This is a genomic window from Halorubrum rarum (genome assembly GCF_048380895.1).
Lineage (GTDB): Archaea > Halobacteriota > Halobacteria > Halobacteriales > Haloferacaceae > Halorubrum.
This window is the reverse complement of sequence record NZ_JBLWMN010000002.1, coordinates 245,754-260,397: the sequence shown is the minus strand read 5'-3', so window position 1 is coordinate 260,397 and position 14,644 is coordinate 245,754. Positions and strand designations below refer to the sequence as shown.

At 68.5% G+C, this 14,644-nt stretch carries 12 protein-coding genes; 5 read left to right on the top strand and 7 right to left on the bottom strand.

Going from position 1 to position 14,644, the window contains the following annotated elements:
* Positions 1-55: 55 nt before the first annotated feature.
* Entirely contained in the window at positions 56-1,027 is a 972-nt protein-coding gene (locus tag ACNSN7_RS02965; protein ID WP_418280534.1) for a transcriptional regulator, read from the bottom strand.
* Between the two features lie 178 nt (positions 1,028-1,205).
* On the opposite strand from ACNSN7_RS02965, the gene ACNSN7_RS02960 reads away from it, so the two are divergent.
* The gene (locus ACNSN7_RS02960; protein WP_418280532.1) at positions 1,206-2,606 is read left to right on the top strand and encodes a TiaS agmantine-binding domain-containing protein; all 1,401 of its coding nucleotides are present in this window, start codon (positions 1,206-1,208) and stop codon (positions 2,604-2,606) included.
* Here the strand turns inward: ACNSN7_RS02960 and ACNSN7_RS02955 are convergent.
* Together ACNSN7_RS02955 and ACNSN7_RS02950 are read right to left on the bottom strand one after the other, a co-directional pair.
* On the bottom strand, positions 2,591-2,830 hold the full coding sequence (locus ACNSN7_RS02955; protein WP_418280530.1) for a hypothetical protein: 240 nt from the start codon (positions 2,828-2,830) through the stop codon (positions 2,591-2,593). The genes ACNSN7_RS02960 and ACNSN7_RS02955 overlap by 16 nt on opposite strands.
* A 17-nt stretch (positions 2,831-2,847) precedes the next feature.
* On the bottom strand, positions 2,848-3,900 hold the full coding sequence (locus ACNSN7_RS02950; protein WP_418280528.1) for an MBL fold metallo-hydrolase: 1,053 nt from the start codon (positions 3,898-3,900) through the stop codon (positions 2,848-2,850).
* Between the two features lie 140 nt (positions 3,901-4,040).
* On the opposite strand from ACNSN7_RS02950, the gene ACNSN7_RS02945 reads away from it, so the two are divergent.
* The 4 genes from ACNSN7_RS02945 to ACNSN7_RS02930 all read left to right on the top strand — a co-directional run bounded on the left by ACNSN7_RS02945 (position 4,041) and on the right by ACNSN7_RS02930 (position 8,972).
* On the top strand, positions 4,041-4,418 hold the full coding sequence (locus tag ACNSN7_RS02945) for a hypothetical protein (RefSeq protein ID WP_418280526.1): 378 nt from the start codon (positions 4,041-4,043) through the stop codon (positions 4,416-4,418).
* A gap of 60 nt (positions 4,419-4,478) precedes the next feature.
* Positions 4,479-6,713 (top strand): phosphoribosylformylglycinamidine synthase subunit PurL, encoded by a 2,235-nt coding sequence (gene purL, locus ACNSN7_RS02940; RefSeq protein WP_418280525.1) that lies wholly within the window; start codon positions 4,479-4,481, stop codon positions 6,711-6,713.
* 126 nt (positions 6,714-6,839) lie between these two features.
* On the top strand, positions 6,840-8,012 hold the full coding sequence (locus tag ACNSN7_RS02935) for an ABC transporter ATP-binding protein (RefSeq protein WP_418280524.1): 1,173 nt from the start codon (positions 6,840-6,842) through the stop codon (positions 8,010-8,012).
* Between the two features lie 72 nt (positions 8,013-8,084).
* Entirely contained in the window at positions 8,085-8,972 is an 888-nt protein-coding gene (locus ACNSN7_RS02930; RefSeq protein WP_418280523.1) for a DUF3891 family protein, read from the top strand.
* Between the two features lie 21 nt (positions 8,973-8,993).
* Here ACNSN7_RS02930 and ACNSN7_RS02925 read toward each other — a convergent pair whose 3' ends face one another.
* The 4 genes from ACNSN7_RS02925 to ACNSN7_RS02910 form a co-directional block, all read right to left on the bottom strand.
* Positions 8,994-9,143 (bottom strand): DUF7550 family protein, encoded by a 150-nt coding sequence (locus ACNSN7_RS02925; protein WP_418280521.1) that lies wholly within the window; start codon positions 9,141-9,143, stop codon positions 8,994-8,996.
* Positions 9,144-9,240: 97 nt separating this feature from the next.
* Positions 9,241-9,783: an orotate phosphoribosyltransferase gene (pyrE, locus tag ACNSN7_RS02920; protein WP_418280590.1), complete on the bottom strand. Its 543-nt coding sequence runs from the start codon at positions 9,781-9,783 to the stop codon at positions 9,241-9,243.
* A 90-nt stretch (positions 9,784-9,873) separates the two neighbouring features.
* Complete coding sequence (locus ACNSN7_RS02915) at positions 9,874-12,915, bottom strand: PAS domain-containing protein (RefSeq protein WP_418280520.1); 3,042 nt, start codon at positions 12,913-12,915, stop codon at positions 9,874-9,876.
* 345 nt (positions 12,916-13,260) lie between these two features.
* On the bottom strand, positions 13,261-14,592 hold the full coding sequence (locus ACNSN7_RS02910) for an MFS transporter (protein ID WP_418280519.1): 1,332 nt from the start codon (positions 14,590-14,592) through the stop codon (positions 13,261-13,263).
* Between the last annotated feature and the right edge of the window lie 52 nt (positions 14,593-14,644).

The window sequence follows — 14,644 nt, the reverse complement described above, 5'->3', positions numbered from 1 at the left end:
CGCGTCGTGAAGGTGCGTCGGCGTCGAGGAGGAGGGTCGAGTCGGTGTCGAGGCGCTACGCCTCGGACGGCGCTTCCGCACGGTCGCGGATCAGCTCGCGGATCTCCTCGGGGTCGGTCACCTCGGCGAGCTCCGCACACGAGACCAGGGCGGTGCCGTCGACCGACTCGCGCTTCTCGGTTTCCTCGGTGAAGTACACCGACCGAGTGTGTGCGACCTCACCGATCGAGGACATGATTCGCGCGCGTTTCTCCGCGGCGGTCGTGAACGCCGAGTGGCCGGTGAGTATCCGCATCGCCGGCCCGTCCTCGTCCTCCGACACCGCCTTGAACGGTGCACGAGCCGTCGGATGGACGGTGAAGCCGGCGCTCGTCAACACGTGGACGACGTGCTCGTCGTCGGGGTCGGCGTCGGGCGCGGACGGCGTCGGCTCCGCGTCGCGCACCTCGTCGGCACCCTCCAACACGTCGACCGGGCTGGAGAACGGCTCGTCGAACAGCTCCTCGAGCTGGATGGCGACCTCGATGGAGGCGTTCATCCCGTCCTCGTACTTCGAGACGGTCCGACGGGAGACGCCGAGTTCGGTCGCGAGACGGCCGAGCGACCAGCCGCGCTCCTCGCGCTCGTCCGCGAGCAGGTCCCCGTCGAGGCTGACGTACAGGCCGCCGGGCGCGGCGTAGATGAGCGGGGGCATCCCCTCGACGAACAGCTCGTAGGCGGTGTCCGGGTTGATCACGGGGACGCCGTGTCTGAAGTAGACGACGCCCGGTTTCAGGTCCTCGTCGCGCGTCCGGAGTCCGACGACCATGGGGGTCGCCTCCAGATACTCGCCGAGACGGCGCATCTCCTCGCCGGTCGCCCCGTCGAGCGCGTCGACGTTGCCGAGAATCTTCAGGAGGACGAGGTCCTCACCGCGCCGCGCAGCCACGTCGAAGCTCTTGGGCCGGACCGCACACCGGTCGCTGACGAGGAATCCCGCGTCCTCCAGCATCGCGGTCACGTTTCCGATCAGCGCAGTCCGGGACATAGTCGAGGATAACTTCTCGGCACATATATACGTTGTGTCGGCTGAGTCCCCCGACGAACCCGCATGCGTGCGGTTTCACCGATTCGGCTCGGACTCGGCGATCGGACTCGGCGACCGGACTCGACGACATCCATCGCCCGTCGAAAGCGGCTTGTTCGAGACGCCGAAACGGTAGCGTGTGACCATCGTTGCCGTCGACGACACCGACTCCCGGACCGACGGGATGTGTACGACCTACGTCGCGACGCTGCTCGCCGAGCGGTTCGCGTCGGCCGGCGGTCGAGTCCGACGGCGGCTGCTCGTGCGCCTGAATCCGGCCGTCAAACACAAAACGCGCGGCAACGCGGCGGTCGCGCTCCACGTCGACGGGATCGACGCCGGCGATGCGTTCGATCTCGCCTACGAGACCGTCGGGGAGCGCTCCGTCGTCGACGATCCCCGAACGTCTCCCGGCGTCGTCGTCGCCGATCTCGACGTCTCCGCCGATCCGTTCACGCCGTCGACGTCACCGATCCCCACCGACGTCGGCGAGTTCGCCGCCCGCGCGCTCCGCGAGCGACTGACCGTCGACGAGGCGGTTGCGCTCGCCGACGAACACGGGTTTCGACACGCCGGACTCGGGACGGGTGGAGACGCCGACGCGGACTCCGGCCGCGGCGATCCGGTATCGGGACGCGGGCGGATCGGTGCGCTGGCGGCGGTCGGCGCGCCGGTCGCGTTCGACGACTGGACGTACGAGCGGATCTCCTACCGCGAGTTCGACCGTTGCGGGACGTCACGCGAGGTCGACGCCGAGTCCGTCTTCGCCGCGGCCGAGGCAGAGTACCCGACCGTCTGGGACACGGTCGACCGCGGTACCGGCGAGGTCGTCTGCGTCCCGAACGCGCCGGGACCGATCCTCCACGGGATCCGGGGCGACGATCCCGTGGCGTGCCGCGCCGTCGCGGACGCGATAGACAGCGAACCGATCGACCGTGCCGCGACGTTCCTCACGAACCAAGGAACCGACGCTCACGTCGAACCGGGGCGGATCGGTGACCTCCGGGACGGCGCGGGATACCGGCTCGCCGGTGTCGTTGCCGACGCCCCCGAGACGAAGCGCGGCGGACACGTCCACGTCGAGGTCGAGTCCCCGAACGACGACGCGTCGTTGCTCTGCGTTGCGTTCGCGCCGACCGGCCGGTTCCGCGATCGAGTTCGATCGCTCCGTCCGGGGGATCGAGTCACGGTCTGTGGCGAACACGAGGTTCGAGCGGTCGCGTCGGGCACCGGCGCGAACCCGACCGGCTCGCCCCGTCGGTCCACGCTCAAACTGGAGAAGCTCGCGGTCCGTGATCTCGTCCGCACCGAGTCGGTGACGCCGACGTGTCCCGACTGCGAGCGGACGATGTCGTCGGCGGGACGCGGACAGGGGTATCGGTGTCGCGACTGCGGTACCTCGGCATCCGGTCGGGTCGATCGACCGGTCGAACGTGCTCTCTCGGAGACGTGGTACGAGGTGCCGCCGGCCGCCCGCCGCCACGTCGCGAAACCGTTGATCCGGGGTGGATTCGACGCTCCCTCTCACCCCGAGCGGTAGGGACGAACCGGAGCTCCGACCGGCGAATGCCAAACTCCTCGAACGACTCGCCTCGACTCGACCGTCATCGCCGGCGTGTCCGCCGGCACGGCGAGCAGCTCTTTCAGTTCCTCATCGAGTTCGAGAATCGTGTCGGCGGGCATGTGCTCGCCGCGCTCGGTGCCGGGCTCGCCGTGGAGTCCCGATCCCGTGTTCGATCTCGTCGTCCCGCCCCGGATCGACATGGCCCTCTCGGAAACGGTTAGGCGTTCGCACCGTCGACGACGTCGTCGAGCCGAGTCGTGGGGAACAGCGCGTCGAGATCGGCGTCGGGGTCGACGAGGCGGTAGCTCGTCCCGTCACGCGCCACGACGCCCGCCGCTGTGAGGTGCTCGAGGTGCGCTGAGGCCTCCCCGGGACCGTGGAGCACGTGGATCCCCGACAGATCTCCGAACAGCTCGGCGGACGTCTCCCACGCGGTACGCGGTCCCTCCCGGTCGAGGACGTCGACGACCCGACGCGTCCGATGGCGATGGTGGTCGAGGATCTCCGCCGCTCGATGGCTCGGCGCGTCGATCCGCTCTCGATGACCGGGATGGGCGGCGTCGAAGTCGCGGTCGACGACGCGCGCGAGGCTCGCGGCGTAGTCGGCGATCGGCTCCGCGACCCGGACGTCCGCCCCGCCGACGTTGGGCGTGTACCGCGGGAGGACGGCGTCGCCGGTGAACGCCTCCTCGGGAGCGACGGCGTCGGGGCCCGCGACCGGCTCGTGGCCCGGAACCGCCCGCGGATCGAACGCGAACGCCGTGAGCCCGGCCGTGTGTCCGGGGAGGTGGACCGCCTCCAGTTCGACGCCGGCGACCTCGATCCGATCGCCGTCGACGAACGTCGTCACGTCGGCGTCGCGGCCGCGGAGCCCGGTACTTACCTCCGCAAAGAAGTCGACCAGTCGCTCCCGCGGTCCGTCGGGCATCCCCCAGCGGTCGAACGTCTCCCGCTGCAGCGCCGGGTCGTCGATGAGCTGGGTGCCGCTCCCGTCGACGAGCGGGGCGTCCGCCTCGTGGACGAACACGTCCGCACCGCTCTCTGCTTGGATCTCTCCCGCCAGTCCCGCGTGATCGGGGTGCCAGTGCGTGAGCAGGACGGCGTCCACGTCCGAGACGTCGACTCCGTACGCCGCGAGGCCGGCCTCGAACTCCGCGCGCACGTCCGGCGTCGCGACGCCGGTGTCGACGAGCGCCGTCGTCTCGCCGTCGAGCAGGTACGCGTCGTTTTCGCCCTCGAAGACGGTGTTCCCGAGTTGGATCCGTTTCACGGACGGGAACTCGTCGGGAGCCCTTTTGAGGGTTGCTACGGAGACGGTTACCTCGGCGGCGACCGCGGAGCCACCGGTGGACCGATCCGTGAACGACGCGCTGGGGGACGCTTTTGAGTGATACCGTACAACGGAGACGTATGGAGTACCAACCCGGCGTCTGTAACATCGGACCGAGCGAGCGGCGGAAACGGCTCGCGCTCGGCGTCGCGTCGCTGCTCGCCGCGGTCGTGCTCGTCGCTGCCGTACTCGCGATCGGGTGGCGATCGTGGACGCTACTTTTCACGCTGTTTCCGCTATACGGTGCCGCGATGGGGGTCCTGCAGTACCGCGAGCGGTTCTGCGTCGGCTTCGCCGGCATGGGGGTGTTCGACGTCGGCGACGGCACCCGCGACGTGACGGACCCGAAGGCGCTGGAGGCCGATCGAAAGCGCGCGGTCCGACTGAACGCGAAGGCGCTCGCGGTCGGGGGCGTCGGTGCGTTGGCCGTCTACGCCGTCGTGCTGGTCGCTTTCTGAACGTTCCACGAACGTGCACATAGAAAAGCATTAGAGTCGGTGAAATAACCACATAAGTGAATGAGCCTGCCCGAGACGGACCACGAGCTCGTCGTCGCGGAGCTCGACCGGGAGCCGACGCCGGCCGAGGCCGAGCTGTTCGAGAACCTCTGGAGCGAGCACTGCGCGTATCGCTCCTCGCGGCCGCTTCTATCGGCGTTCGACAGCGAGGGCGACGCGGTCGTCGTCGGCCCCGGCGACGACGCCGCCGTCCTCGCAGTTCCGGACCCCGACGCCGCGAACCGCCCCGCGGCCGAGCGCGACGCGGACGACTACGGCGACGTCTACGTCACGTTCGGAATCGAGAGTCACAATCACCCCTCCTACGTCGACCCGGTCGACGGCGCGGCCACGGGCGTCGGCGGCATCGTTCGCGACACGATGTCGATGGGCGCGTACCCGATCGCGTTGCTCGACTCGCTGTACTTCGGCGGCTTCGACCGCGAACACTCGCGCTACCTCTTCGAGGGCGTCGTCGAGGGGATCTCCCACTACGGCAACTGCATCGGCGTCCCCACCGTCGGCGGCAGCGTCGCCTTCCACGACGGCTACGAGGGGAACCCGCTCGTCAACGTCGCCTGCGTCGGCCTGACGAACGAGGACCGATTGGTGACCGCGACGGCGCAAGAACCCGGTAACAAACTCGTTCTCGTCGGTAACGCTACCGGCCGGGACGGGCTCGGTGGCGCGTCGTTCGCCTCCGAGGACCTCGCCGAGGACGCCGAGACGGAGGACCGCCCCGCGGTACAGGTCGGCGATCCGTACGCGGAAAAGCGGCTGATCGAGTGCAACGAGGCCCTCGTCGACGAGGGGCTGGTGCAGTCGGCCCGCGACCTCGGCGCGGCGGGACTCGGCGGAGCCTCCTCCGAACTGGTCGCGAAGGGGGCGCTCGGTGCCCGCATCGATCTGAACCGGGTCCACCAGCGTGAGCCGAAGATGAACGCCCTGGAGATCCTGCTCGCGGAGAGCCAGGAACGGATGTGTTACGAGGTCGATCCCGAGGACGTCGACCGCGTTCGCGAGCTGGCCGACCGATTCGATCTCGGCTGTTCGGTCATCGGCGAGGTGACCGATGGCAACTACGTGTGCGAGTTCGACGGGGAGACGGTCGTCGACGTCGACGCCGACTTCCTCGCGGAGGGCGCGCCGATGAACGACCTCGACAGCGTGGAGCCGACGCAGCCGGACCGCGACCTCCCGACTCCGGACCTCTCGGAGGCGTTCGAGGCGGTCGTCGCCGCGCCCTCGACCGCGAGCAAGCGGTGGGTCTACCGGCAGTACGATCACGAGGTCGGGACGCGAACCGCGGTGAAGCCCGGCGACGACGCCGCGATCGTCGCGCTCCGGGAGACGGCCGCGAACGCGACCGACGAGGACCCCGAACCGATCGACGAGGGCGACGGCGGCGTCGGCCTCGCGCTCTCCTCGGGCGCGAACCCGAACTGGACGAACGTCGCGCCCTACGAGGGCGCTCGCGCGGTCGCGATCGAGAACGCGACGAACCTCGCGGCGAAGGGCGCGCTGCCGCTCGCCGCCGTCGACTGCCTCAACGGCGGAAACCCGGAAAAGGAGGACGTCTATGGCGGATTCAAAGGAATCGTCGACGGTCTCGCTGACGCCTGTGCCGACCTGGACACGCCCGTCGTCGGCGGCAACGTCTCGCTGTACAACGACAGCGTTGCGGGGCCGATCCCACCGACGCCGACGCTCGCGCTGATCGGCACCAAGCGGGGGTACGACGCGCCGCCGGCCGCGCTCGACGCCGCCGTCGCCGACGACTCCGAACTCCTCCTCGTCGGCGGCACGGGCGATGCGCTCGGTGGCTCGGCGTACCTCGCGGCGGCGGGCGGGTCGGACCGGTTCCCCGAACTCCCCGAGGATCCCGCCGCCGTCGTCTCGGCGCTCGCGTCGATCGCGCGCCACGACTCCACGGTCGCGACCCACGACGTGAGCGACGGCGGGCTGGCGGTCGCGCTCGCGGAGCTGACGACCGAAACGGCGGGCGCGGACGTCGAACTCCCGGACCACATGGCGGTGTTCGAGGAGACGCCGGGGAGAGTCGTCGTCCAGACGACCGACCCCGACGCGGTCGCGGAGCTCGCCGGTGACCTCCCGGTCGTCCGCCTCGGCGACGTGACGACCGACGGGACGCTCTCGCTGTCGGTCGCCACGGGGTCCGACGGCGGCGAGTCGATCGACGTCGACGTCGACCGGATCCGCGAGCTCCGCGGCGTCATCGAGCGAGAACTCGCCTAAACGTCCGATACCGGCCATCTATCGGTTGATTCCCGTCGAACGACAGTGAACGACATGCTTTTAGGCGTTCCTAAAATATCTGGAGGTAACACGGGACGCCGGCGATCCGGCGCCCGACTCCCATCGATGGCTCAAACAGACACGGTTGGAACGGCGCGTTCTGCGGACCGGACGCAGCGGCCGCTCGACGAGACGCCGGACGAGACGGTGCTGACGCTCGCCGGTGTGAGCAAGGACTTCGGTCACGAGACGGCCGTCGAGGGCGTCTCGATGGACGTCACGCAGGGAGAGCTGTTGACGTTTCTCGGTCCCTCGGGCTGCGGGAAGACGACGATGCTCCGAATGATCGCCGGGTTAGAGGAGCCCACCGAGGGGACGATCACGCTCGCGGGCGAGTCCGTCGCCGACGGGGACGCCTTCGTGCCGCCCGAGCGCCGCGACGTCGGTATCGTCTTTCAGAACTTCGCGCTGTTCCCGCATCTCACCGTTCGCGAGAACATCGCGTTCGGGCTGGCGGACGTCGACGAGGCGGCGACCGAGGCGCGCGTCGACGACCTGCTCGATCTGGTCGACATGCCCGAACACGGCGAGAAGACGCCGGACCAGCTGTCGGGCGGGCAGAAACAGCGTGTCGCGCTCGCGCGCTCGCTCGCCCCGGAGCCGGACGTGCTGCTGCTCGACGAGCCGTTCTCGAACCTCGACGTCAGGCTTCGGGTGGAGATGCGCGAGGAGGTTCGTCGGATCCTCAAGGAGGCGGGCGTCACCGCGGTCTCGGTGACGCACGACCAGGAGGAGGCGCTGTCCATCTCGGACCGCGTCGCCGTGATGAACGACGGGAAGTTGGAGCAGATCGGTCACCCTGAGGGCGTCTTCGAACAGCCGGAGTCGAAGTTCGTCGCCTCCTTCCTCGGTCGAGCGTCGTTCCTTGAGGGCTGTCTCTGTGACGGGAAAGTCGAGACGGGGGTCGGCCGGTTCAACGCCGCGGCGCTGGAGGGGTACGACACCGTCTACGACGGCGCGCCCGTCGACGTGCTCGTCCGGCCGGACGACCTGCGGGCGACGCCCGCCGATCCCTCGATCGCCGACGGGACGGTGGTCTCCAGACAGTACGTCGGCCCATCGTTCATCTATCGCGTCGAGTTGGAGTCCGGCGAGGCGGTCCACTGCCTCCACAACCACGTCGAGGAGTTCGAGCTCGACCAGTGGGTGAGCGTCGACCTCGTCGCCGACCACCCGCTGGCGTGGTACCCGCGCCGAACCGGCACCGATGACGGCGTCGTTCGGTGCGAACGGCGCTGACCCGCTCCGCGCCGCCCGGAGCGATCCGGGTTCGCCACCCACATTTATAGTCGCCATTCCCCCACACAGCGTATGATACTCGCCGGGACGAGCGACGGGATCCGGTTCGTGACCCAGCCGGACCACGCCGCGCTGGCGGGGCGGCTCGCGGAGCTGTGGGGCGGGGAGGAGTTCGCGTCGCCGACGCCGACCGCGGCGGTTCGGCTCGCCGTCCACGCTCACGACGACGGCTGGTGGCCTCGAGACCGACGACCGCGGCTCGGTCCCGACGGGTCGCCGCAGGCGTTCCACGAGCTCCCGGCGTCGGCGTGGCTTCGACTGTACCGCCGCGGTATCGACGACGTCGCACGGACCGACCGCTACGCGGGGCTGCTCGTCTCGATGCACGGTTCGGGACTCCGCAGGCGGCGGTACGGACTCTCGCCGTCGTGGGGGGCGACGCCCGCCGAGTTCAGCGAGTTCGTCGACCGCGAGGAGGACAGACAGCGCTCGCTCGCGCTCGCGCTCCGCAACGATCCGGACGACGATCGGGTCTCGGCCGCGGACGTCGACCTCTTGCGGACGCTTCACGAAGGCGGTCGCGCGCCCGACGGGGCCGACGGCGTGCGGCTGTGGCGGAACTACCGGCTGCTCGCGGCGCTCGACGCGTTCTCGCTCCGGCTGTGTGCGACGAACGGGACGGGAGCGACGGAGCCGATCACGGTCGAGCACGTCCCGACGAAACCCGGGACCGGGGACGTGACGGTGACCGCACGACCCGTCACGCCGGGTGAGTACGAAGCGTCGCCGTACCCGTTCCGGGACTCACCGGTCACCGTTTGTGTCCCGGCACGGACGGTGACGACGACGTCGTTTCCGGACGAGTCGACGCTGCTGGAGCGGTACTACGAGGCCGATACGGAGGACCTCGCCTTCACGCTCCGCGCTCCCTCCGACTCGGAGTCGTGTGGGCGTATTTAAACCGGGGGCGTGTGGGCGTATTTAAAGGGTGAGAAGCGTCGGAACGACGTACGCGATGAGGAGGCCGACGAGGAGGACGGCGGCACCGATACCGACCTCGCGGCCGCCGAACTCCTGCATCGGTGAGGTCACGCGTGCGTCCGGGTCCGGCTCGTGAGAGTGGTCTGCCATACGTCGACGTGTGAGTGCGGGATACAAAAGATCACCTGAACGGGACGCCGATCGGCCACCGTCTCGTTTCACGGCGGCGATGATCTCACCTCGCCGTTCAGTCCTCGCGCTCGGCGAGCAGCTCCGACGCGGTGAGCAGCGCCTCCAGTTCGACGTCGTGTTCCGCGAGCAGTTCGCGTGCGCCCTCCTCGCGGTCGACGACGACCACGACTCGGTTGACGACCGCGCCGGCCTCACGGAGGGCCTCAACCGCGTCCACGGCCGACTGCCCGGTCGTCGCGATGTCCTCCAACACGATGACCTCCTCGCCGTCGTCGAGACGTCCCTCGATCCGGTTGCCCGTGCCGTACGCTTTCGTCTGCTTGCGGGCGATGACGTATGGACGGTCGAGCTTCTCGGCGGTGACGGCGACGAGCGGGACCGCACCCAGGGCGACCCCCGCCAGTTTCGCGTCCGTCCCGGCGAGTCGGTCGGCGAACGCCTCGGCGACCGCGCGCAAACTGTTCGGGTCGGTCTCGAACAGGTACTTGTCCACGTAGTAGTCGCTCGTCCCGCCGTGTGAGAGTTCGAACTCACCGAATCGGACCGCGTCGGCCGCGCGCAACGCCGCGATGAGTTCCGTCCGCTCGTCGTCGGTCATCCCCGTCCGCTCGTCGTCGGTCATGGTTCAACCGGGCGCGTCGTGGCTTATAAACGGGTCGGAACGGTCGGCGACGCCTCGGAGCGGAGCCTACGTCGATTCCGTCGGGCCCATTCGGGGAAGGCGGAGCCGAACGGTCGTCCCGCCGCGCGCTCCGGCCCCGTCGCTCTCGCCATCGCGCTCGAGTCCCGGACCGAACTCGACGTCGCCGCCGTAGGAGTCGACGACCCAGGCGACGATCCACAGCCCGATCCCGGAGTTGTGCCGAAGCTGTGTGATCTCCTCGTCGCCGGCGACGATCTCGCGGATGTCCTCGGCGATGCCCGGTCCGTCGTCCGCCACGGTGACTGCGACGACATCGGTCTCGGGATCCGGGTCGACGCCGATCTCGACGCGTGGTGACGGGTCGTCCGCGTGAACGATAGCGTTCTCGACGAGGTGGTCCAGCACGTCAGCGAGCCGTCCGTCGGCCCGGACGCTCGTCGACTCGGGAACGTCGACGTCGACCGTCGCGTGGGGGTGTCCGCTCGCGTACCGCTCGGCGATTCTGTCCGCGATCGGACGGACCGACACCGCACCGAGCTCGGACTCGAGCCCGTCCTCGACGATCCGCTTGATCTCGCTTGCGCCCTCGCCCAGTTCGGCCAGCCGCTTGCCGCTCGCTCCGATCCGGTCCGCGTAGTCGACGATGTTCTCGTCGTCCGCGATCCGGGATATCTCGCTCGCGAAGCCGAACACGACGTTCAGCTCGTTTCGGAGGTTGTGTCGGAGTATCCGATTCACCACCTGGAGGTACCGCTCACGGTGTTTTCGTTCGGTGATGTCCGTGTAGATCCCGAACGCGTGGCGTCCCTCTGCCGTCTCGTAGGAGAACCCTCGAAAGAGGAACTCGCGAGGCCCGTCGACGGTTCGACGGCGTATCTCGGCCGTCACGACGCCCTCATCGCGAATCCGCTCGTCGAGCGATCGGGAGTCCACGCGGTCGACCCGTCGGCCGTATCGGAGATCCAGTTCGTCTATCGGTCGTCCACCGATCGTCGCCACGTCGTAGCCGAACCGATCGGCGAACGCGCCGTTGATCTGCCGCACGACCGTTTCGTCCTCTCGGAGTGCGGTCTCTATGACGGGGTCGGGGATCTGTTCGAACAGTCGCGTGAACCGACCCCGCTCGTGGTCGCGCTCCGTTCGTGCTCGCGCCAACTCGGTCGTGTCGGTCACCGATCCGACCGACCCCGACGTCCCGTCGCCGAGCGTCGAGAGACGGAGCTCGCCCCGCCGCGGCGGCCCACCGGAGCGTGGCAGCATCAACGGAACCGTCTCCGTGTCGTCGCTACCCCCGTCGAGAGCGGCTGCAATGCCGGTGTGCGAGCCGGGGAGCACCTCGGAGAGTCGTCTTCCGAGCAGGGCGTCCCGTTCAGCGTCGAGCCACGCGGCGAGCGGTCGCGTCACGTACGTCACGCGTCCTGCTTCGTCGAGAACGCAGACCATGTCGTCGACGTTCTCCAGCGCGCTCTCATACGTGTGGAGCCGCTTGAGCCGATCCACACGGTCCATCGCCGCGATCGCGTTCGTCGCCAACAGCTGGACGACAGAGACGTCGGACTCATCGAACGCGTCCGGCTCGGCCGAAGCGACTGTCAACACGCCGTGCGTGCTGAGCGGGACGGCTATCACGGATCGTACGCCTCGGTACTCGCGGTCGTCATCGATCGCGGTCAGATCCGAACACACCTCGTGTGTCCCGGTCTCAAACACCCGTCCAACGACGCCATCCCCTGGCTTCCTCGGCGTTCGAGTCCCGAATAGCTCTCGGAGCCCGTCGCTCATGGCGACAAGCTCGAGCACGTCCTCGTCCGGGTCATACAGTCTGACGCCGTTGATGTCGTAGTCGAGGATATCTCTCGTGGCATCGACGAGATGGTCGGCGATCCGCTCGATGTCGTCGGCACGCTGGAGCCGTTCGCTCGTCGCCAGCAGCTCTCGAAACGTCTCCTCGCGGTGCTTCCGGTCGGTCACGTCACGGACGAACACCGACAACCCCTCCGCCGCCGGGTACGCGGTTACTTCGGTCCACAGATCCTGCGGTTCGGAGTGATGATCGAAGGAGACGACTCGCTGGTTCGCCATCGCTTCACGACAGTTTCGCTCGTACCGCTGACCGACGACCTCGGGGAGCTCCGACCAGACGTGCTTACCGACGAGTTCGTCGGGTTCCCGGTCGAGCAGCGCGGCACCCTCCTCGTTGAGGTAGGTCAACTCCCAGCTGTCGTCGACCGCGAAGAAGCCATCGTCGATCCGTTCGAGGGTGTTCTCCAACCGCTGTGCCGTCTCCGCACGCTTTTCGCGTGCTTGCCGCCGTTCGAGCTCGTTGCCCAGCCACTCCGCGAGCAGTTCGACGAACAGCCGTTCGGCGTCGGAGAATTCTCCGTCACGTCGGCACTCGTCGGCGAAGCAGAACGTCCCGACCACGTCATCGCCGGCGACGACTCGGCCGCCGATGTACGTCTCGAACCCGAACAGCTCGTCGGCCGGGGTGTCACTCCACCCGGCTTCGGTGGCGTCGGTGAACGTGACGACGCCGCCGTTTTCGATGGTCCGTCGACAGTACGTGGTCTCCAGGGGGATCGATCCGTCGGCGTCGATCAGATCGCTCTCAAAAAGCGCCTCCACCAGCTCGTCGGCACCCTGCTGGCCGATCACGGAGAACCTGTCGTCCGACACCCGTGACGCGAACCCGATACGCAGATCGAGGTAGTCGCGACCGAGATCGAACAGGGCATCGAGCTTCTCTTCGAGTTCGGCTCGCCGGTCCGTCGTGATCCGGAGGAACGACTCGAGGAACTCGTCGCGGTCGTCGGTGCTTCCGGTCGGCTCGGAGTCCGATCCCGTTCCGATCACTGTCTCGATGCGTTCGGCCAGCGTGTCGCTGTCGTCATCGAGACGTCGTCCGGAGACGTACTCGGCCCCGAGGCGACTCGCGTCGATCGCCGCGTCCACGTTGTCACGTTCGGTGTACGCGACGATCGGAACGTCCGGGAACCGTTCCCGAATCGGGACGAGACGCTCGGTGTCCTCCCGGTCGAGCCCCACGACGACTGCGGACCAGTCGGTCGCGTCGTCGGCCTCACTCACCGACGCGACAGTCCGCGTCCGATCAGGGAGCGCCGCCCACGACGCTCCCGCCGGCGTCCCGACGTGGAGGACTGGCGCGTCAGCCGACACCACCCGCGCTCCGGTCCCAACCCGGTGTTCCACTCGCCGATCCACCGGGGGGAGGACACGATGTGGTCCCCGAGGATCGTCCGCCTTGTTCCGTTACACGACTCACTTCCGGACCTCGGTGGGGCTGGGTAATAATTATTCGCCTCGGGGAACCCCCGTCTCGTCGGCTGGATCGTGTGTGATGGCGTCGTCGGCTGGATCGTGTGTGATGGCGTCGTCGAGCGTTCCGGGCTCGACGCCAACAACTAGCGCCGATCACGCGTATGCGTCGTACTCCTCGCCGCGGAGGATGAAGTACCCGACGCCGACGACGCCGATCGCGCTGGCGAGGCCGAAGGCGACGACCGGGCTGCCGGCGTACGCGAGGTCGGTTCCCGGCACGGAGAACCCGCCGTAGATCAGCCCACCGAGCGCCGCGCTCGGGATCACGATCGCGTTCCGAACGAGATAGTAGGACCCCGAGACGCGCCCCCCGGTGTCCCGCTCGGCAGGGCCGACGATCAGCGCTTTGTGTGCCGGGAGCCCGGCGAACCGGAGCCCGGAGAACGCGAACAGCAGCGCGACGACGAGCGCGTCCGCGGGGGCGTTGATGAGCAGCACGGGGAACACCGCGTACACGGCGAAGCCGAGCGCGACGACGGGCTTCAGTCCGACGTCCTCGGCGAGGCGCGCCGCGAGCGGCATCGACGCCAGCGCGATGACCATCTCGATCGCGAGGAGGACGCCGAAGAAGACCGCGGGCGACAGCGACACCGGGCCGACGTCGAGCCCGACTTCGAGGAACTGCGTGATCACGATGACGAAGAAGACGTACACCATTCCGTTCGCGAACCGGACGAGGACGTCGCCGACCAACAGCGGCCGGAGCTCGCGCGGGAGGTTCCGGAGGTCGTCGACGACCTCGGAGAGCCCCTCGAACTCCTTACCGACGGTGTCGTCGCTCGCGTCGTACAGGACGTGCTGGGTGGCGGTGGCGACGACGGCGAACAGGACGGCGATCGCGAGCACGTACTGGAACCCGACCGTGAAGTCGGTGAACGCGTACAGAACGCCGGCCGCGATCAGCGGACCGATCAGGAACGCGGTCCGACGGAACACCTCCGTGCTCGCGAACCCGCGCGCGAGACGCTCCGGCGGGACCGACTGTTTGACGATCGCGAACGTCGCGCCCAGCCCGAACGACTTCCACGCCTGCGCCAGAAAGAGGCCGACGAAGATCCAGATCCACGGTTCGAGCACGACGCCGGCGACGGTGACGGTGCCGAGCGAGGGCGCAACGAGCCAGACGACGAATCCGAGCGTCGACAGCAGGCCGAAAAGCGTCAGCGCGACCCGCGATCCGACCCGGTCGGAGAGCCGACCGCCGGGGTACGGATACGCCGCGCCGATGACGTTCCCGACGGTCCCGAACATCCCGATCACGAACGCGCTCGCACCGAGTGCGGACATGTACTCCGGCACGTACCGGCTCGTCATCTGGAACCCGAGGCTGAACGCGAACATCGCGACGGACAACACCAACACGTCGCGTTGAAACGAGAAGAACTGACGGAACGGGTCCAGGAGACTGACGTCCTCGTCGCTCATGTCCTCGCCGTTCCGCGACAAGCCCTTGAACACGTCGGTGATCGATCGGACG

Bases quoted from the DNA above. Each gene is read 5' to 3' on its own strand.
- ACNSN7_RS02965 (WP_418280534.1), bottom strand. From the start codon at position 1,027: ATGTCCCGGACTGCGCTGATCGGAAACGTGACCGCGATGCTGGAGGAC.
- ACNSN7_RS02955 (WP_418280530.1), bottom strand. From the start codon at position 2,830: ATGTCGATCCGGGGCGGGACGACGAGATCGAACACGGGATCGGGACTC.
- ACNSN7_RS02945 (WP_418280526.1), top strand. From the start codon at position 4,041: ATGGAGTACCAACCCGGCGTCTGTAACATCGGACCGAGCGAGCGGCGG.
- purL (WP_418280525.1), top strand. From the start codon at position 4,479: ATGAGCCTGCCCGAGACGGACCACGAGCTCGTCGTCGCGGAGCTCGAC.
- ACNSN7_RS02935 (WP_418280524.1), top strand. From the start codon at position 6,840: ATGGCTCAAACAGACACGGTTGGAACGGCGCGTTCTGCGGACCGGACG.
- ACNSN7_RS02930 (WP_418280523.1), top strand. From the start codon at position 8,085: ATGATACTCGCCGGGACGAGCGACGGGATCCGGTTCGTGACCCAGCCG.
- ACNSN7_RS02925 (WP_418280521.1), bottom strand. From the start codon at position 9,143: ATGGCAGACCACTCTCACGAGCCGGACCCGGACGCACGCGTGACCTCA.
- pyrE (WP_418280590.1), bottom strand. From the start codon at position 9,783: ATGACCGACGACGAGCGGACGGAACTCATCGCGGCGTTGCGCGCGGCC.
- ACNSN7_RS02910 (WP_418280519.1), bottom strand. From the start codon at position 14,592: ATGAGCGACGAGGACGTCAGTCTCCTGGACCCGTTCCGTCAGTTCTTC.